At 46.6% G+C, this 18,189-nt stretch carries 16 protein-coding genes; 3 read left to right on the forward strand and 13 right to left on the reverse strand.

Going from position 1 to position 18,189, the window contains the following annotated elements; translation table 11 throughout:
• Window positions 1-7: 7 nt before the first annotated feature.
• The 11 genes from GPL15_RS26910 to GPL15_RS26960 form a co-directional block, all read right to left on the reverse strand.
• On the reverse strand, window positions 8-406 hold the full coding sequence (locus GPL15_RS26910; RefSeq protein WP_215701755.1) for an ATP synthase subunit I: 399 nt from the start codon (window positions 404-406) through the stop codon (window positions 8-10).
• On the reverse strand, window positions 390-746 hold the full coding sequence (locus tag GPL15_RS26915) for an AtpZ/AtpI family protein (RefSeq protein WP_252198652.1): 357 nt from the start codon (window positions 744-746) through the stop codon (window positions 390-392). The genes GPL15_RS26910 and GPL15_RS26915 overlap by 17 nt, the downstream gene beginning before the upstream one ends.
• 263 nt (window positions 747-1,009) lie before the next feature.
• A complete protein-coding gene (locus tag GPL15_RS26920; RefSeq protein WP_215701757.1) occupies window positions 1,010-1,834 on the reverse strand; it encodes an MBL fold metallo-hydrolase in 825 nt (274 codons plus the stop codon).
• The gene (locus GPL15_RS26925) at window positions 1,835-3,328 is read right to left on the reverse strand and encodes a tripartite tricarboxylate transporter permease (protein WP_215701758.1); all 1,494 of its coding nucleotides are present in this window, start codon (window positions 3,326-3,328) and stop codon (window positions 1,835-1,837) included. It lies immediately after the preceding gene.
• 49 nt (window positions 3,329-3,377) lie between these two features.
• On the reverse strand, window positions 3,378-3,833 hold the full coding sequence (locus tag GPL15_RS26930; RefSeq protein WP_215701759.1) for a tripartite tricarboxylate transporter TctB family protein: 456 nt from the start codon (window positions 3,831-3,833) through the stop codon (window positions 3,378-3,380).
• A gap of 12 nt (window positions 3,834-3,845) precedes the next feature.
• On the reverse strand, window positions 3,846-4,910 hold the full coding sequence (locus GPL15_RS26935) for a tripartite tricarboxylate transporter substrate binding protein (protein WP_215701760.1): 1,065 nt from the start codon (window positions 4,908-4,910) through the stop codon (window positions 3,846-3,848).
• 31 nt (window positions 4,911-4,941) lie between these two features.
• Window positions 4,942-5,919, reverse strand: a complete 978-nt coding sequence (locus GPL15_RS26940; protein ID WP_215701761.1) for a hydroxyacid dehydrogenase — start codon at window positions 5,917-5,919, stop codon at window positions 4,942-4,944.
• Window positions 5,916-6,968: a 4-hydroxythreonine-4-phosphate dehydrogenase PdxA gene (pdxA, locus tag GPL15_RS26945; protein WP_252198653.1), complete on the reverse strand. Its 1,053-nt coding sequence runs from the start codon at window positions 6,966-6,968 to the stop codon at window positions 5,916-5,918. The genes GPL15_RS26940 and pdxA overlap by 4 nt, the downstream gene beginning before the upstream one ends.
• Window positions 6,969-7,017: 49 nt before the next feature.
• On the reverse strand, window positions 7,018-7,917 hold the full coding sequence (dapA, locus tag GPL15_RS26950; protein WP_215701784.1) for a 4-hydroxy-tetrahydrodipicolinate synthase: 900 nt from the start codon (window positions 7,915-7,917) through the stop codon (window positions 7,018-7,020).
• An 8-nt stretch (window positions 7,918-7,925) separates the two neighbouring features.
• The gene (locus GPL15_RS26955; RefSeq protein ID WP_215701762.1) at window positions 7,926-9,095 is read right to left on the reverse strand and encodes an iron-containing alcohol dehydrogenase; all 1,170 of its coding nucleotides are present in this window, start codon (window positions 9,093-9,095) and stop codon (window positions 7,926-7,928) included.
• 12 nt (window positions 9,096-9,107) lie between these two features.
• Complete coding sequence (locus GPL15_RS26960; RefSeq protein ID WP_215701763.1) at window positions 9,108-10,367, reverse strand: four-carbon acid sugar kinase family protein; 1,260 nt, start codon at window positions 10,365-10,367, stop codon at window positions 9,108-9,110.
• Window positions 10,368-10,688: 321 nt separating this feature from the next.
• Between GPL15_RS26960 and GPL15_RS26965 the strand changes: the two genes are divergently transcribed.
• Window positions 10,689-12,491: a sigma-54-dependent transcriptional regulator gene (locus tag GPL15_RS26965; RefSeq protein ID WP_215701764.1), complete on the forward strand. Its 1,803-nt coding sequence runs from the start codon at window positions 10,689-10,691 to the stop codon at window positions 12,489-12,491.
• A 175-nt stretch (window positions 12,492-12,666) separates the two neighbouring features.
• Here the strand turns inward: GPL15_RS26965 and GPL15_RS26970 are convergent, their stop codons facing one another.
• Complete coding sequence (locus tag GPL15_RS26970) at window positions 12,667-14,004, reverse strand: citrate:proton symporter (protein WP_215701765.1); 1,338 nt, start codon at window positions 14,002-14,004, stop codon at window positions 12,667-12,669.
• A 97-nt stretch (window positions 14,005-14,101) separates the two neighbouring features.
• Window positions 14,102-16,453 carry an ATP-binding protein gene (locus tag GPL15_RS26975; RefSeq protein WP_252198655.1) on the reverse strand — a complete coding sequence of 784 codons (2,352 nt, stop codon included), beginning with the start codon at window positions 16,451-16,453 and terminating at the stop codon, window positions 14,102-14,104.
• Between the two features lie 140 nt (window positions 16,454-16,593).
• On the opposite strand from GPL15_RS26975, the gene GPL15_RS26980 reads away from it, so the two are divergent.
• Window positions 16,594-17,274: a response regulator transcription factor gene (locus GPL15_RS26980; RefSeq protein WP_215701766.1), complete on the forward strand. Its 681-nt coding sequence runs from the start codon at window positions 16,594-16,596 to the stop codon at window positions 17,272-17,274.
• Between the two features lie 170 nt (window positions 17,275-17,444).
• Complete coding sequence (locus GPL15_RS26985) at window positions 17,445-18,128, forward strand: hypothetical protein (RefSeq protein ID WP_215701767.1); 684 nt, start codon at window positions 17,445-17,447, stop codon at window positions 18,126-18,128.
• The last annotated feature ends 61 nt before the right edge of the window (window positions 18,129-18,189 follow it).

An 18,189-nucleotide genomic window follows, 5' to 3' on the forward strand; every position in this document is an offset into this window, starting at 1 on the left:
TGTGCCCTCAACGCTTATTAAAGGCTTTATGAATGAACGGCTGAAGATAGGCTCCAGCTTTGAGGCCCAAAGCCCCGATGATGAATGCCACTATATTGACCTGGGGGACCCGCCAAAGCACAATAACCAGAACTACGATTACCAGCTTTCTCAGCATGGAGTGCACAACCGTAGTCTTGTTGGCATAACTCTCGTCTCCCGTATCCAGAACACGCTCTGTGATGACGGCCATGTGAATCAGCATGGCGATATCAGCAATCAAGCCGCAGAACAGCCCCAGAATCACCGTGGATAACGGTGCGCCCAATCCGGAACCAATCACTGCCGCTCCAATTCCCAGTACCACCTCAAATATCACAATTCCAACCGACATCTCCAGGATCAGATTCTTAGTTTCCCTGCTCATCCTCTTCCTCCCTGTCTGTCTTTTCCGTCACCTGTGTTCCCCTTCTGACACGGCTTGGCTGCTTTGGTTTACTCACCTGCACCCGGTCTTCTCTCTGAGGCCGGTTCTGACGTTCCCTTTCGTCATCCCGCTTCTCCGCCTCTAAAGTTTTGACCGCAAGCACATAAGCGCATCTGCCGCCTGCCATGGCTCCAATAATAATCCAAAATACCATGGACTTAATGCCAAACCAGGAATCAATATAGTAACCCGCCAAAGTACACAAAAAGATAGGAGTGAGCACGCTCAGCCCCAACTGGGTTACCATAGCCAGGCTTCGGAACACACTCTTTTTATACATCAAAACTCCTCCTCTTTCTATACTTCCGCGCATATACGTCTTATTATAACCAATGTTTTTCAATTTGTCCATTATTCATGATAATTTCCATATTCTTTTAGGAAAGGTGTACAATTCTGGTTTTTTTGTCTATTATTTTCGCGTTAAAATTATAACAAAGCAGCGGGTAAAAATACAATCCGGGATGGAAAAAGGAAATCCGACGGTATTATTTTCCGTTGAATTTCCTTTTTTATACTTTCATGTAACACAGATAAATAAATTTAACTTGTTTTTCTCTCCCGGCGGCAGTAATGAAGAAAATCTTCATATCTGGCATCTATCAAATTCCCAAACCCTTCCGGCTCGATAAAAGGATTAGTTCCCATCCCTATACGGGCTGCCTTGCCCAGCATATCACAGTGGTTGGTATGGGATCCCAACGGAATATCCACGCGCTCTCTTCTCATTCTGAATAAATTTTCCTCGAAATCATCTCTCAGCTTAACCGGAAGGCCGGTTTCCTCAAAATATGCATCTACCAGGGTATTTACCCCGATCCCTCCATGCATGCCGCACCGGTAGGTTTTTCCGTCCTCCTGTATGTCAAAAAAGAAGGAGTATGTCCCCGGCGTGTGCCCGGGGCAGTGTTTGGCTTCTATTTTCACCGAACCAAGTTCAATTGCTTTCCCTTCTTCATAACATTCATCCACCTTGAAAGGCACAAACCAGTTTTGGACAGCGTGCACCAATTCCGGCCTTTCGGTCAGAAAAAACAGGTCTTCTTTTCCCATATAAATTTTAGCACCGGTATATTCCGCCAGCATTTTTGCGCTGCCGCAGTGGTCATAATGGGCATGGGACAACAAAATCATTTTAATTTCTTTGGGATCAAAACCCAGCTTACGAATTCCTTCCAATATCAGATATGCGGTTTGAGGCATCGCCGTATCGATCAGTATCAAACCATCCCCGGTGTCTATCAGATAAACCGATACCCAGGAATTTCCAACATAATACAGCCCTCCGGCGATATGGAAAGGCTCTACGGCATACTCCCACGGCCGTTCACAGATATCAGCCATATTTACGCTTAATAACGCTCCCATTTACTCCTCCTTCTGCACCTTCATTTTCTTCAAATCCTTGATAACTGGTATCACCAGGCTGAGAACAGCAATTATCAGAAACAGAAGCGAAACAGGACGGGTAAGAAACGTTATGAACCCCTTTGTACTGTAGCTGAATCCCCTTCTCAGATTCTTTTCGATCATTCCGCCCAGGATAAAAGCCAGAATAAACGGCGTGCTGGGAAGCCCGGCTATTGACATTAAAAATGCAACCGCACCAAAGAAAAGCATAATACCCACATTAAAAATCGTATTGGTGCTGGAAAAAGCCCCTACAAAACAGAGTGCCAGTACAACCGAGTATAAATAGTGATATGGAATCTTCAAAATTTTCGGGAAAAGCCTCATTCCAAATAACTGCATCACCAATACCATAACTGCCGCCAGAATAGCCGCCCCAAACATGACATATACAAATACCGGTTTATTCTGGAACAAAAGGGGCCCCGGCTCCAGCCCATGAATTGTCAGGCCTCCCAGCAAAACTGCAGTGGTCGCATCTCCGGGAATGCCTAAGGACGCCATAGGGATCATCGCGCCGCCTACGGATGCATTATTAGAGGTTTCAGTGGCAAATACCCCTTCTATCGTCCCTTTTCCAAACTCTTCCGGATGCTTTGACGAAGCCTTTGCCTGTCCGTATGCTACCAGGTTTGACAAACCCGCGCCCATTCCGGGAAGAAAACCAATCCACAAACCGATGGCAAATGACCGGATCATATTCACAATGTTATCCTTAAATTCTTTTAAGGTAAGGCCAAATCCTTTAATACACCCTTTTTCTTCTAATACATAGTCGTTATCCCTATTGACATAATTGCTTACAACCAGAAAAACTGCAAACGCCCCCAGCATAACTGCGGAGCTGTCAAAGCCTCCATACAGATTATAATCACCGAACGTAAACCGCTCAACCGCATCAATCGGCGCCGCACCGACACATTGAAGCACAAAACCGATGGATGCAGCAGCCATACCTTTCCAGATATTATCCTTTGCCAGGGACACTACCAGTACAATAGCGCACAAACAAAGGGAAAAATACTCCCAAGGCCCCAGTTTTACCGCTATTTTCGATATCACCGGACTTAAAAACATGGCGATAATACAACTGAAAAATGTGCCGATAAAGGAGGCGGTAATTCCCACCGCCAGCGCCTTTGTCGTCTGCCCTTTTTTGCTGAGCGGATATGCATCAAAACAGGTTGCGATACAGGAAGATGTACCAGGTATACCGAGAAGAGTGGCTGATATGAATCCGCCTGATACTCCGCCGATCCAAATACTGATTAATAAAGCAATCCCCAGTTCCGGTGACATGCCGAATGTCATCGGAAGGAGAAGCGTAACGCCAATTGTCCCGCTGAGCCCAGGCAGCGCCCCAAAAATAATTCCCATTAAACTTCCCAAAAACATGAAAATCAGGCAGACAGGACTGAACAGATTTTGTAAAACAGTAACAGCAATATTCATTTTAATCCTCCATGCCGCCGCTCTGGCGGCATTCTAATTCATTGATCTGCTATAACAATGTTCCCGTGGGCAGCATGACCGTAAGCAGTTTTACGAATACAAACCAGATCACGCCTGACACAGCAATGGAAAACAATGCATTTTTCCATATAGGAATCTTCTTTTCATAGGAAAACAATGCTACCAGCGCATACATCATAAATGGCGTTGATATCAGGAAACCGATCAGCTTCAGCGCAATGGTGTAAAGAATAAAAACAATCACAATTTTAGCCAGACGGGCCCAGCCTCCTTTTTTAACAGCAGGTTTAAAATCTTCTTTATCCTTAGCTGTCAGGAATATGCCTGTTCCAAAAATAATCATTCCAAAACTCCCAATCAATGGAAACAGTCTGGATCCCGGATCTGTAGCGCTGCTCTTATCCGGAATTTGAAGAGCCGCCAAGCTGATTATAATTCCCAGTATAACTACGATACAGCCAACAAGCCTGTCTTTTTTCTTCATAAATACCTCCGTCTATTTTCCCCAGTCCACTCCTTCAGATGCATTTTTAACCAGCTCATCATAATCTTTAAACTGAGCCATTGAATCTTCATAGTTTAATGGTGTCATCACAAGGTTGGCGGATTCCATCTGCTCTTTTGCCTTAGGATCTTCGGATAATCCCTGAACTGCTTCGTTGATGGCTTTTGCTACAGTTTCATCCATGCCTGCCGGTCCGTAAATACACAGATTTTGTGTCCAGTATAAGTTCTCATAGCCCTGTTCAACCCCGGTTTTTGTCTCCGGAAACAATGGATCCGGTATGGCGTCCACAATACCAAGCACCTTCAAATCACCATTATCTACATACTGTCTTGCGGATGCCGCCGTAATTGCGGAAAGGTCAATATTTCCTCCCATAACCCCGGTTATTTTATCGGTCTGGGAAGCTGCATCCACTAATCTGAGTTCTGTATCCGTGGCTTTCATCAAAATTTCGGCTACCAACTGGGCGGAACCGCCGGTCTGGCATCCATATGTGATCTGTCCCGGATTGGCTTTTGCTGCTTCTACCAAATCATTGAGATCATTCCACTCGGATTTTCCATTCACCACATAAACCTGGCCATTCCCACTCTGGAACATCTCTATCGGAGTGAAATCCGTATTTGGATTATAATCATAAGTCCCCGAATAATAATTCACATAAAAACCGGTGTGCCAGAACAAAAGCGTATTTCCGTCCGGTTCCGCTTTTCTGACCGATTCATAAGCTACCATGCCGCTTCCCGCATCCTGATTGACCACGGTTACCGTAGCGCCTATTTTTTCCTGTAGATACGTTGCAACAATTCTGGCGAAAATATCAGTTCCGCCGCCGGCTGCTGCAGGCACATATAACGTAACTTGTTTGCCGGGCCAGCTGACTTCGGATTTACCCTCTGTCTGAGCGGCCGCTTCTCCTTTGGCCGCAGCTTCTGTTTTCGTCTCTGTCCCCTTAGCCGCCGTGCCGGAATCGGCTTTCCCTCCGCTTGAACACGCTGTTAATCCAACTGCCATAACTCCTGCCAATAAAATGCTGATCATTTTTTTCATCATGTAAATTCCCCCAATTTTTTATATTTTATCTTTACTTGTTTCTCCACTTCTCATGTTCATATACAGTCTTATCCGCTACATAAGGCCACCGTTCCCCCCGGCACACGGCCATGCATCCTTCCACACACATCTTAGCCATATTGATCACCGCTTCTCTGGTCTGGGCGGCGCTGTGAGGGCTGTAGAGGATGTTTTTCGCGGTTAACAGCGGATTTTCCGGACTGGGCGGTTCTTCTTCGAATACATCCACCCCCGCCCCGGCTATAATGCCTTGGTTCAGAGCGTCCGCCAGTGCCAATTCATCCACGATGCCTCCCCGGGCGCAGTTAATCAGAATCGCCGTTTTCTTCATGATTCTAAGCTGTTCTTCCCCGATCATCCCTCTCGTTTCTTCTGTCAGCGGGACATGGACGGATACCACATCGCAGTTTCTCAGAAGATCCATATAATTGGAAAAATACTCGCATCCCATTCCTTCAATCTGCTCTTTTGTCAGGAACGGATCATAGCCGGCGGTTTTCATGCCGATGGCCCGGCAGAGTTTTTCCGCGTCCTGGCCGATAGCGCCAAGGCCGATGAATCCGGCTTTCTTTCCCAAAAGTTCAAATGCCTTTTTATTTCCTCTGACCTGGCTGAAATTTCCTTTCGCCGTCTCAAGCTGGCCTTCCACAAAATTTTTCGCGATTGCGAACATCATGCCTACAGCATGTTCCGCCACGGAATGGTTATTGGCTCCCGGAGTGATCACAACCGGTATGCCCAGCTCCGTTGCAGTCTTAACGTCCACGCTGTCATAACCTACTCCTGTGCGGCCGATCACCTTTAAGTTTGGTGAATTTTGGATGGCGTTTCCGTCACATTTGGCGATTCTGACAATCAGGGCGTCCGCGTCCCGCATCTCGTCCAGGTAATTATTAGGGTCTTGGTTGTCAGCCACATAGATTTCGGCTTTGTCTTTCAGAAGTTCCATGCCTTCGGGACAAACGGCCTGGGTCATCACGAATTTCATAACTGCCTCCCTTCTGCTTTCTTAGACGCTGAAAGCTTCACCGCGTAATCAATTGCATTTACCAGGCTGAGTTCGTTAGCAGTTCCCTTCCCTGCCTGGTCGAATGCGGTTCCGTGATCCACGGAAGTTCGTATGATGGGAAGTCCCAGGGTGATGTTTACGCCTGCCACCGCCTCCCATTTACCTTTTTCCCGGTCATAGACGAATCCCACCAGTTTAAGGGGGATGTGGCCCTGGTCGTGGTACATGGCCACCACGATATCATACCAGCCGCCTCTGGCTTTGGAAAATATAGTATCCGGAGGAACCGGGCCTTCGGCGCAGATTCCTTCTTCCTTTGCCGCTTCTATGGCGGGAATGATTTCCTCAATCTCTTCTCTGCCGAACAGTCCATTTTCCCCGCTGTGGGGATTTAAGCCGGAAACTCCGATTTTAGGATTTTCAATTCCCAGCTCTTTTACTGCCTGGTCTGCAATCCTGATCACTTCCAGCACCCGGTCTTTTTTCACCCGGTCGCAGGCCTCTCTCAGGGAAACGTGGGTGGAAACGTGTACCACCCGAATATTTTCATGAGCCAGCATCATGGTGTATTTCTTGGTTCCAGTAAAATCCGCATAGATTTCCGTGTGGCCGGAATAGTTGTGGCCTGCCAGATTTATGGCTTCTTTGTTCAGAGCGTTGGTTACGGTGGCGTCCACTTTGCCTTCCATCGCCAGGCGGATCACTTCTTTTACGTACTGGAACGCGGATTCGCCTGCCACAGCCGATACCTCACCCAGTTTCAGTCCCTTTAAATCTGTAAGTTTTTTATCATATACATCAATAATCCCATATTCATAAACCGCTTCTGACAATTCCTGAACCGGGTGGATTGTTATCCCTTCTTTTCGGACTATGGCTGCTGCCTGTTCCATTACTGACGCATCACCGATCACTACCGGCCTGCATGTCTCATATATCTTAGGGTCCGCCAGGGCCTTTACCGTAATTTCTGGGCCGATACCTGCCGGATCTCCCATTGTTATCCCGATAACCGGTCTGTTGTCCATATGTACCTCCATTCTCATACCGCTCCTTCTATGTTCATTTAGCTTAGGATCAGCACATTCCCTTTTCCTTGTTTTCTTCCAAAACCCGCTTCAGCGCTTCTATTCCCTCTTCCGGCACCTGGTTAAATGGCGCGCGGCATTTTCCAACCGGATATCCCAGCATGCTTACTGCCGTCTTAACAATGGTATTGGGATTGCCGTATTTGAAACAGGCACGGAAGGAGGCAATGCTCTCCTGGACTTTTTCGGCTCCTTCCAAGTCTCCTGCCATATATTTTTCATAGATGGAAACCATGACCTTAGGATAGACATTGGCGCATCCCGCAATTCCTCCCACGCCGCCGGATTTGAGACAGGGCAGGATCAGGGAATCGTTGCCGGATAATACGATGAAATCTTCTCCTTTTGTCAGTTCCAAATATTTCAGCATGTTGTCAAAGTCCCCGCTGCTGTCCTTCACTCCGACGATATTGGGGATTTTACTAAGTCTTGCCACGGTTTCAGGAGCCAGTTTATTGCCTGTTCTGGCCGGAATGTTATAGAGCACGATGGGCAGGTCCACGGCTTCGGCTACGGTTTTATAATGCACATATAATTCTTCCTGTGAAGCCGCCGCAAATGACGGTGTGATGACGGACAGGATATCAGCGCCCACGCTCTTTGCCATCAACGACTGGCGGATGGTTTCTTTGGTGCTGATGCAGCCGGTTCCAGCATATACCGGCACCCTTCCATCTGTTTCTTCCACAACGGTTTTTAAAACCAGCTCTTTTTCTTCCGCATCCAGAATATAACCCTCTCCATTGGTTCCAAATGGAAATAATCCGTGGACGCCGGCTTCGATCTGCCGGTTAACCTGGTTTTTGAGTTCTTCTATGTTAATGCTTTCATCCTCATTCATGGGTGTCAGGATCGGTGGTATGATTCCTTTAATCTCTGTCATATTTATTTCCCCCTCTATTCTAAAATCTGCAGATATAATGCTCTCGCATCTTCTGGTTTCACTTCTCTCATATTGTTGTTAAGCAGCCGTTTTACTTCCATGCCGGAAGCCACAAGGTCTTCCAAATCCTCTTTTCCCACTCCGTACTCTTTGAGGCTGACCGGTATATCCAGGTGCTTTACAATGTGTTCCAGGCGGCTGATGATCCAGGCCGACTTTTCTTCCTCCGTCTTCAAACCGCTCTCTGCCCGGCCCGATGCCGCTATGCGGTCAAACGCGCGGGCCAGCCGGTTCCTGCATGCCGGTTCATTGAATTTCATAACAGGAGTTAACAGCATGGCGTTGGATACTCCGTGTGGAATGTGGTACTTTCCGCCTAACGGATAAGACAGGGCGTGTACCGCAGTGGTTCCGGATGCGGTGATGGCTGCGCCTGCGTAAAATGCGGCAGTCTGCATGGCATTTTTAGCCTTGTCATTTTCCGGATCATCACAGGCGGCTTCAATATTGTTAAAAATCAGTTCCAGCGCTTCCAATGCGAATAAATCACTGAATGGATTGGCTTTATTTGATGTGAAGCACTCTATGGCATGGGCCAGGGCGTCCACTCCGGTGGCAGCCGCCAGTTTTCTGGGCAGGCTTTTAACCATACGGGCGTCCAATATTACATAGTCCGCGATCATTTCTTCATTTACAATTCCAACTTTTAATTCCTTTTCCGGCACGGCTGCAATGCTGTTGGGCGTGGCCTCTGAACCGGTTCCGGCAGTTGTGGGGATCATCATGGTCTTCACTATTTTCCGGGCTCCCACCGGGTTATCCAGAAGTTTTCTCACCCCATCAGGCGATTGATCCAGCACAGAAGCCAGCTTCGCCGTGTCCATCACGCTTCCGCCGCCGACGGCGATGATAAAATCCGCTCCCGATGCCCAAAATTCATTAACCGCCTCCTGCACCTGTTCGCAGGAAGGTTCAGCCGGTATCCGGTCGATAATGACAGGCTCCGTTCCTGCTTCGGCGATACAGGAAAGGGGCAGATCCAAAAGTCCCGCTTTTTTTATTCCGGGATCTGTGAAGACAGCGGCCCGTTTGACTTTTCCCTTCAGTATCTTTGTCATCTGCTCCAGGGCATGTTCGCCGCTGTAAACGGCGCCGGGCATCTTTAAATTATAGTCAGCCAGCATAATATCCTCCTTTTATCTTTTACGGACAATCTGTTCCGCTAAATCGGTCAACAGGGTTTCACCGCCAAATCCCCCGGATTTCGTGATGATTTTGTAGGAACCGCCACCCTTTTTGTAGGAAGAGAGGACAATTCCGGGAGCCATTTCACAGATGGGCGTGATCTCATCTACGCGGATCTGCTTCATAAAGCCCATCAGGGTATCGCCTCCGGTTACCATTGTCGTGCACTCCGCTCCACATTCCATAAACCGTTTTAATACATATCCCAGATTCCAGGCAATTTTTTCTCTCATCACCTCTGTTCCCATATTTTCCGTCTCCGCGTATTTTACGGTTTCACCGTCCTCATTGGGATCGTTGGTATCGATGATGCACCGTCCGGTATCTCTTAATTTCCTGATCCAGCTTTGAATAGCGGCTTCGCCTTCTGGCGATTTTAAATAACCCTCTTTCAGTTTTTGCTCCGGTGTCATCCGTATTCTGGAAAATCCACGGCTTTGCGCGTAATCCAGTTGTTTCTTCGTTACCGGGTTGATACTTCCGCATATTATCAGAATATTTTCACTCAGACGGGGCGCTGGGGATTCTTTCCCTCTCATATTTAAAATGGAAGGAAGTACGGCGGCCAGCCCGGCACAGCCGGCGAAGACACGAAGCCGGTTCTGCTCTGCCAGATTCTTTCCTATCATCACCAGTTCCTCTTCCCTTTCCACGTCGTACAATATGACGGAAGGGGCTTCTGCGGACTGCGGAATGTGATACGCATCGGCCCGAATCACAGGAACGTCGCTTTGCTCTCCAATTATCTCCGCCACATCTGAATTAATCACAGGTTCAAACGGATCTTTTCCAAAAACGCTTTTATGTACCGGAACTCCGTCTATATAATGGATTCCGTCTTTGGTGATCCTTTTCATCTTTGGGAATGCGGGTATGAAATGCAGAACCGGTTCTCCCGACGCCTCCAAAGCTGCCGCTAATTCGCTTCCTATATTCCCCCGCAGACCGGAATCCGTCTTTTTAAAAATACATTCCACACCTGCATCTTTTGCTTTTTTTATTATCCGGTAGACAACCTGATATGCCTCCCCGGCGGTCAGGTGCCTGGTTTCCGCATTTACAACCAGCACCTCCGGCGCTTCATCTCCCATATGGCTGAAGTCCCATCCGGTCCCTGCCACAACTTTGGTGACAGCCCCTTCTTCTGCAAACTTCACCCCGGTATCCAGAGCGCCGGTAAAATCATCTGCTATAATCAACAATCTTACCATGTTAATCCTCCATGCCGGAGCATTTTTGGCGCATCCACTGCGCTGGGCAGGCACGCGCTGAGAATTTCAGATTCCCGGCTGCGATTCAAATTTGTGGCTCCGTCACAAATTTGGATGTAAAAAATGAGCTATCCGGATTATTTTTCACATCCCCCCTTGTATGGCATTATTTTACTAGATAACCTGGGTTCCCTCAACAGATTGGAAGGGCATATTTGTTTTATTTTGCAACATATTTTATTTATCTCTTTATTTTTTGTCACAGATATAGTAAAATAGTTTCATAATGCAACATGTCAACTGATAAAAAGGGGATCATTTATGAATAGCAGAAGTATTAGGGTGTTGGGAATTGCCCCCTACGAGGGCATGAAAACTGCCATGCAGAAACTGGCGGCGGAGCGTGAGGATCTGGAACTGGATGTGTATACAGGAGATTTGAACAAAGGGGTTGAAATTGCAAGGCAGAACTTTAACAGCAATTACGATGTGATCATTTCCAGAGGAGGGACAGCGGAAATGATCGGGAAAGCCACTTCCATACCGGTGATTGAGATTTCCCTCTCTGTTTATGATATATTGAGGGCTATGAAATTAGCGGAAAATTATTCGGACCGGTATGCGGTTGTAGGATTTTCCGCCATCACCGACAGCGCCCGTCTTCTGTGCGACCTGCTGCAATACGATATGGATATCATCACCCTGCACAGCGGAGACGATGTACAGGCCGTCTTAAAGTCCCTGAAGAAAAAGGGATGCCGGATGGTGGTCTGCGACATGATCACCAACACAACCGCAAAGAAGCTGGGGCTCAATGCCATTTTGATCACATCCGGAGCGGAAAGCATTCAAACTGCTTTCGACATGGCCGTAAAGCTGAGCCGCAGTTATGCGGACATGAGGGAACAGAACGGCTTTCTCAACGCAGTCATTCAGGGTTCCGACACCATAACCGCAGTTTTTGATGAAAATGGAAGGCTGCATTTTTCTACTTTTGAAAAAAGCGGCCTGAACACGGAGGACAGTGAAAAGCTGTTCCATTTGTTAAAAAAAGAACTGCCCGCCGCCAAATCCATGGAGGGCAGAAAAGTCATACGGACGTTAAACAGTTCTTCCTATGCCATCATTAATCAGACGCTCCATGTCGCCCCCAACAAATATATCGTTTTTTATATCCGGGAAAGCGTTGTTCCGCCGCTTTCAGGGAGACGGGGAATCTCAATTTCGGACAAACGGGAGGAAGAGGAGAAACTTCTGGGCAGTTTTTACGGCATCACCGGAATCGGGGATGAATTGAAACTGAGGATCCAGCAGATGAGCCAAAGCAGCCAGCCCGTTTTAATCCTCGGGGAAGAGGGCACTGGAAAAGACCAGGTGATCCGCGAATTATACTATCAAAGCCCGCTTAAAAACAACCCGGTTATAACCGTTGATTTTTCTTCCTGTGATGATAAAAGCTGGGAGTTTTTAATGAATCATCACAATTCGCCATTTACTGACAGCAATAATACCATCGTTTTAAAAAATATCGGGATTTTATCCGAAGCGCGCCAAAAGCAGCTTTTAAACGCAGTAAAAGACACTAACCTGTGTAAAAGGAACCGCCTGTTCCTCACCTGCGTCTGCCGACCGGACGATTCGATGCCGGTTCAGGCCATGGAATACATCAAAGCCTTGTCCTGTTTAAGCCTCGCCCTTCTGCCCCTCCGCAAACGGCTGTCCGACCTGCCGGACATGATAAGCCTCTATCTGGGCGCCTTGAATATGGAGATGGGCAAACAGGTAATCGGCCTGGAAGACGGGGCGCTGGAACTTTTGAAAGCTTACAGCTGGCCCTCCAACTATTCCCAGTTTAAGCGCGTGTTGAGGGAACTGGCTATGATTACCGTCAAACCTTATATCCAGACATCTGATGTGGAGGAAGTTTTAGACAGAGAACGGACATTTTCCGGAACGGACGGGCTGCTGCCGTTCAACAGCAGAATTGATATAGAAAAGACATTGGACGAGATCAACCAGGATGTGATTCAAATGGTTCTGAGAGAAATGGGCGGAAACCAGAGCGCGGCGGCCAAGCGGCTGGGGATCAGCAGGACTACGATGTGGCGGCTGCTGAAAAAATAAAATAGGGGTTGAACATGGGAGGCGCAGGGATTAATATCGTAGGGGATTTTACATCAAGCGGTTTTAACATCAAGTGGTTTTAACATTAAGGGTGAAGGCATTTTCAGAAATGCCTTCACCCTTAATGTTAAAACCACTTGATGTCAGTCCTACTTGATGTCAGTCCTATTTGATGTTAAATATTAATAATTCCAACCATAATTCCAAAGATTAAACAGATAATGCTGACGCCCCAAATCCAGAAGAAGCAGTTCTTAATATGATCCTTAATCTCAACTCCCGCAAGGCCCACGCCCAGGAACGTTGCCGGTACAACCGGGCTGATGAAGGTTGCGAAGTTTTTACATACTACCATTGCAATACCTGTCTGAAGCGGGTCAACGCCAAACTGGCTGCCTACTTCAATCAGGATCGGCAGAAGGCCGTAGAAGTAAGAATCCGTGTTGAAGATCAAAGCGCATGGTACGGAAAGCACGCCGATGATAATTGGCAGGAATCTTCCCAGTGAATGAGGAATAAATGAAGCCAGCACAATTGCCATCTGATCCATAATTCCGCTGTCTTCCAGGATACCCAGGAATACGCCGGCAGCAAGGATTGTGGACGCCATCATAAGGGCCGGAGCCGCATGTGCGTTGATAATCTTTTTCTGCATTTTGGAACCAGGATAATTGATCAGTAATGCCAGCACGCAGCCGATCATGAAAATGTAATACGCAGGCATTGGAACAAAGATCAATGTAACAACAATTGCTAATGTCAAAATAACGTTGAATGCGAACAATTTCGGTCTTGCCAGTTCGTTCTTCTGCGCTTCGCTGAGGCTCTCTTCGTCGCCTTCGCCATAATCAACCACTCGGGTGCTGTTTAAACCAGCTCCGGCTTTTTTCTCCGCGATGCCCCAGAAAACTGCGGTTGCAAAAGAAATTACGATTCCCATAATCTGCATTGGGATCAAAGATACCCAAAGCGCATTAGCTTCAATGCCCAGAACGGATGCGGTTCTCATGGTAGGTCCGCCCCATGGAAGCAGGTTCATAACGCCCATGGCTGTAACGCAGATCATCATCAGGGTAGTAGGTTTCATCTTTAACTTCTTGTAAATAGGAAGCATTGCCGGGATTGTGATCAGGAAGGTGGAAGCTCCGCCGCCGTCCAAGTGTCCAATCATGGCGATTAAGCATGTCATGACCGCAACTCCAATTACATTGCTCCCAACCCGCTTCATCAGCGCATTGATGATTCTGTCAAACATTCCCACATCGGTCATAATGCCGAAGAACAGTACGGAGAAGATAAACAGCGATGCAGTCGAATGCACGCCCTTAACTCCTGACGCAATGAAGTCCCCCACTTCTTTTATACTGTATGTTCCGGTTAAAACCAGCACAATTCCCGTAACAGTCGTTACGCCGATAAATGCCAATGACGGTACGGTGACATTTTTGAGTAACAAAATGATGATCATAATAATTGTTGCAAACCCTAAAAGCGCAAGCATTGTTTCATTCATTTCTTGTTCTCTCCCCTTTGTTATTTTCTTGATTGAAGTATAACAGGGGAATCTTAAACCAGCCCTTGGGTCATCTTAATATTTATTAAGGTTCATCTTAAAATACATTAAGGGTTCTCAGCATCTCTAATATAGAAGCAACAGACACCGGTTTTTCCACATAACCCTCAATAATTCCTTTTTGCCTGGCCTCCAGGATCTCTTTTCTGATTTTATCGGTCATAACCAGCTTTATGATATAGGGATATTTCATGCGGATGGACATGCAGAAGTCGATGGCGCTGGTGTCGGCCAGAAAATCATCGATAACCATCACGTCGTAATGCCCTTTTTCCAGCGCCTCCAGTGCCTCCCGGCTGTTCACCGCGCCTGTCATGGACAGATTAATCTTTTTAAAATTCTTTTCCAGCAGTTTCAGCACTTTCGCGTTATCATCCACGATCAGTATCTTTTTCCGGCTCTGGGCTGCCGGGATATCCTGCTCAGTCTCATTCAGCGCATTGTCATTGACCGGAAGGAAGATATGGAAAATGCTCCCCTTCCCCAGTTCACTTTCCGCATAAATATAGCCTTTGTGGGAATGGATGATCTGCTCCACCAGAGCCAGCCCTAACCCGGTGCCCTTTCCATTTTTCTTAGTGGTAAAAAATGGGTCGAAAATCTGTTCCAGCACATCCTGATTCATGCCGCAGCCCGTATCCTCAAAATCAATTCTGACAAAATATTTCCACATATCGGAGACTTTGCTGCCCAGAGGCAGATCCGCCAGCTCAGCCCTTTCCACCATTTTCCCGGTCACTGTGATCCGGCCTTCTTCATGACCGATGGCGTGAATGGCATTTACGCAGATATTTAACACCACCTGGTTTAACTGGGTTTCATTGCCTAAAATCCATTCTGAATCAAAGTCCGTCTCGTCTGACAGCCGCACATTGGACGGGCATACGGAGTGAACCATTTTGAGGGCCCGCTTCATCATCTGTTTAACAGAAATAGCTTTATATGCGGTTTCCATATTTTTTCTGCTCAGGGAAGAGATTTGGCGGATGATCTCTTTGGCCTTCACCGCCGCGTCATAAATTTCCGCCACATCCTCAAAATACTCGGAGTCCTCCGGCATTTCAGCCAGCATCAAATCCGCATATCCCATAATAGGGGTAAGAAGATTATTGAATTCATGGGCGATTCCTCCCGTCATGGTTCCCATGATCTGAAGCCGCTGCTGGTGGGCGATTATCTCTTCGCTCCTCTGGGTCTGTTCCAAAATACCGTTCAGTTCCTTCAGGTATGCGATCTCTTCTGAATCCTTCTGCCTCTGGAACAACAGCCTGACAAAATACCCGGCCGCCCCCATAATGGCCAGAAACATCACCAGAAGCAGGCCGATAATCCTGATATACCCGTTGGCAATAGGGATATAAATGTCATTATAATCCATAACCGCGCTGATAATCAGAAAATCACTTCCGATTTTCGCCGGCGTATAGGCGGAAATCTTCTTCACTCTCGGCAGACTGCTGTCAGCCCACCAATAAGAAATGTACTCGGAAACCCCGCTCTTTCCCTGATACTGGTTCTGAAGCATGTGTTCCAGGCTCTTCAAATCCTGGAGATTGTACATCTCCTTCCTGTCCCCCACCGCATCGATCCCTCTCTGTTCCGGCACCGGATGCATCAATATGATTCCCGCTGAATTTTTAACCATGATATAGCCGTTGGTTCCGATCTTAATATCGGAAATCAATGTATTAAAATACCTGTCCGCATCGATCACCTGGCTGATCCTCTCGCCGGATTCCAGCTCTTTTCCCAGCAGAAAATAGATTTTCCCGTCGTCAGCCCTGCACTGGGTCATCTGGATTCCATTTCCCATATCCGTAATGGCGTATTTCTTCTCGATTTCGATCCCCAGAGTGTTCCTGGTGATTTCTCCCTTTCTGCTGATAATGATGCCCGTTACGAAATTTTCCTGTTCATCGATATATCTCTGGAAAATCTGATCCTTAAATCCCTTCATATCCGGATGTTTGGACGTCTCTTCCGCCACCATGCAGAGCTGCTTTAAATCAGCGGCATTTCTCTCCAGGGAAATTTCCATGGTCTTGGCCACGGATTCCGCGGTCAGAAGCATCTGGTTTTTCTGCTGGCTGATTACCGTCATTTTATAATCATTCCAAATGCTGATCCCAATGGCCGCTAATCCGGCATTGAACAGAACCAAAAATAAAGCCAGAACCCAGATCGCCTTTTTCTTTGCCAGGAACGTTGCTTTTCTTTTTATTTTATTATTTTTTTCAGAAGTCCAGTTTGGTTCATTCCGGGCTGTTTTCTGTGTCGCTTTATTCTGTATCGCTTTGCTGCGTATATCTTTATTCTGTGTTTCTATATTCTGTGTTTCTTTATTCTGTATTTCTTTATTCAGTATACTTTTATTCTGATCTGATTTCATCCCTCACCCGCCTCGTTTTTCGATTTCCCTGTTTTCCGCCGGAACCGGCCGTCCATTTATTTGACTTGTCTACCGGTAACTATTATAATGTAATTACTATTGTAGAAACGAAATTCATATAATGCAAGGGATATTATAATATGGCGGATAAAGTTTTAATTGTAGATGATGATTCGGCGATCAGAACCCTTTTGGAAAAGGTGATGAAAAGCAATGATTTGGAAACAGCCAGCGCGTCCAGCGGGCAGGAGGCACTGGAACTGCTGAAAAAGAATACCTATGATGTGATACTGATGGACATTATGCTGGGTGATATGGAAGGTTTCGAGGTGATCAAGCTCATCCGCAAACAGGGCATTCAGACCCCTGTCATCATAATCAGCGGACGGGACGAGGACTATGACGCCTTATACGGTCTTTCTCTGGGCGCCGACGACTACATCACCAAGCCTTTCCGCCCTCTGATCGTAGGGGCTAAGGTAAAGGCCCTAATCAGGCGGGATAAAGGCCAGATGATGAACACCGTGACCTGCGGCCCATTTACCTACGACACCACAACCATGCGCTTCTATAAAAATGGCGAAGAACTGGTACTTTCTTCAAAGGAAAGCAGCCTGCTCCTTCTGTTTCTCCAGAACCCAAACCAGATATTTACCAAAGAAGCCATCTATGAACACGTATGGGGCGATACCATTGCGGTGGACGACAACACAATTATGGTTTATGTAAACCGCATACGGAATAAAATCGAAGACAATCCTGCTAAACCAGCCTATATCGTAACTGTCCGCGGACTTGGATACCGGTTTTCGGTAAAATAAATTATGAAAATCTTTATTTAAGTAATTAGCGGGGATAACGCCTGTAAGAAAGAGACCCCGGGGCGGAGGAACCTGCATCACAGCGGAAGAGGCGGACCAACAGCGGCAGTAACCTGATTCCGGCCATTAAGTGGAACTAAGGCTTTCAGGATAGAAACAGGAGGTCAGACATGACTAAACCCAAAAAAATTCTAATTGTTTTTGGAATCGCGCTTATGGCTGCTGCTTCGGTCTTTTTCTATATCTTTATATATCCCTGGCTTTGCCTCTGGCTGGGCCTTACGCTCATGCCAACCCCGCCAAAACCAACCATCTGCTATGGGGAATTTCCATTTACTCTGACATATGAACTAAATGGCGAAGTGAAAACCATCGAAGATACGGCGGTATGTAAGTTTGACGGATATTACGAACGAACAGAAGCAGGTCAGTCCCGCAAATGGATCACATACCTTAAAAGTGAAATCGAATCTTCAGACACCACAGAAGAAACCGGACATATAACAGAAGTTGAACAGATACCATTATTAGACTTAAAAAATGAAGAGATTACAGATGATGCCGGCCATAAAATATTGAAATTCTATTTCTATGGCGGAAACGGCCATTATTATATGGATGATGAACTAGGCCGGCGCGCCCATCCCCCTCAAGATTTCTCAGAAGTGTATTATACGTATCAACATGAGAATGGAGAAATCCGTCACGGAGGAATAAAAGCAGATGAAGCCTTAAAAAAATATCATATCCGTCTAATAAGCTGGGAATCAACACCACCAATTAAAAACAGCTTTAAAACAACATCCCAGAAATTATTTGACAACCTTTTTAAAACATTTTCAAAAACCCCTTAACGTTTTAGTTAAAATAAATATACAATTTTAAAATAGTTTTTAAATCCCCAGCTCCAGAGAA

It is taken from the genome of Clostridium sp. MCC353 (genome assembly GCF_018785315.1).
GTDB lineage: Bacteria > Bacillota > Clostridia > Lachnospirales > Lachnospiraceae > CHH4-2.

Excerpts from the sequence above, each read along its gene's own strand:
- GPL15_RS26955 (WP_215701762.1), bottom strand. The coding sequence starts at position 9,095 with ATGCTGGCTGACTATAATTTAAAGATGCCCGGCGCCGTTTACAGCGGC.
- GPL15_RS26970 (WP_215701765.1), bottom strand. The coding sequence starts at position 14,004 with ATGAATGAAACAATGCTTGCGCTTTTAGGGTTTGCAACAATTATTATG.
- GPL15_RS26930 (WP_215701759.1), bottom strand. The coding sequence starts at position 3,833 with ATGAAGAAAAAAGACAGGCTTGTTGGCTGTATCGTAGTTATACTGGGA.
- GPL15_RS26985 (WP_215701767.1), top strand. The coding sequence starts at position 17,445 with ATGACTAAACCCAAAAAAATTCTAATTGTTTTTGGAATCGCGCTTATG.
- GPL15_RS26940 (WP_215701761.1), bottom strand. The coding sequence starts at position 5,919 with ATGAAATTCGTGATGACCCAGGCCGTTTGTCCCGAAGGCATGGAACTT.
- GPL15_RS26910 (WP_215701755.1), bottom strand. The coding sequence starts at position 406 with ATGAGCAGGGAAACTAAGAATCTGATCCTGGAGATGTCGGTTGGAATT.
- GPL15_RS26960 (WP_215701763.1), bottom strand. The coding sequence starts at position 10,367 with ATGGTAAGATTGTTGATTATAGCAGATGATTTTACCGGCGCTCTGGAT.
- GPL15_RS26965 (WP_215701764.1), top strand. The coding sequence starts at position 10,689 with ATGAATAGCAGAAGTATTAGGGTGTTGGGAATTGCCCCCTACGAGGGC.
- pdxA (WP_252198653.1), bottom strand. The coding sequence starts at position 6,968 with ATGGACAACAGACCGGTTATCGGGATAACAATGGGAGATCCGGCAGGT.
- GPL15_RS26915 (WP_252198652.1), bottom strand. The coding sequence starts at position 746 with ATGTATAAAAAGAGTGTGTTCCGAAGCCTGGCTATGGTAACCCAGTTG.
- GPL15_RS26975 (WP_252198655.1), bottom strand. The coding sequence starts at position 16,453 with ATGAAATCAGATCAGAATAAAAGTATACTGAATAAAGAAATACAGAAT.
- GPL15_RS26935 (WP_215701760.1), bottom strand. The coding sequence starts at position 4,910 with ATGATGAAAAAAATGATCAGCATTTTATTGGCAGGAGTTATGGCAGTT.
- GPL15_RS26920 (WP_215701757.1), bottom strand. The coding sequence starts at position 1,834 with ATGGGAGCGTTATTAAGCGTAAATATGGCTGATATCTGTGAACGGCCG.
- GPL15_RS26980 (WP_215701766.1), top strand. The coding sequence starts at position 16,594 with ATGGCGGATAAAGTTTTAATTGTAGATGATGATTCGGCGATCAGAACC.
- GPL15_RS26925 (WP_215701758.1), bottom strand. The coding sequence starts at position 3,328 with ATGAATATTGCTGTTACTGTTTTACAAAATCTGTTCAGTCCTGTCTGC.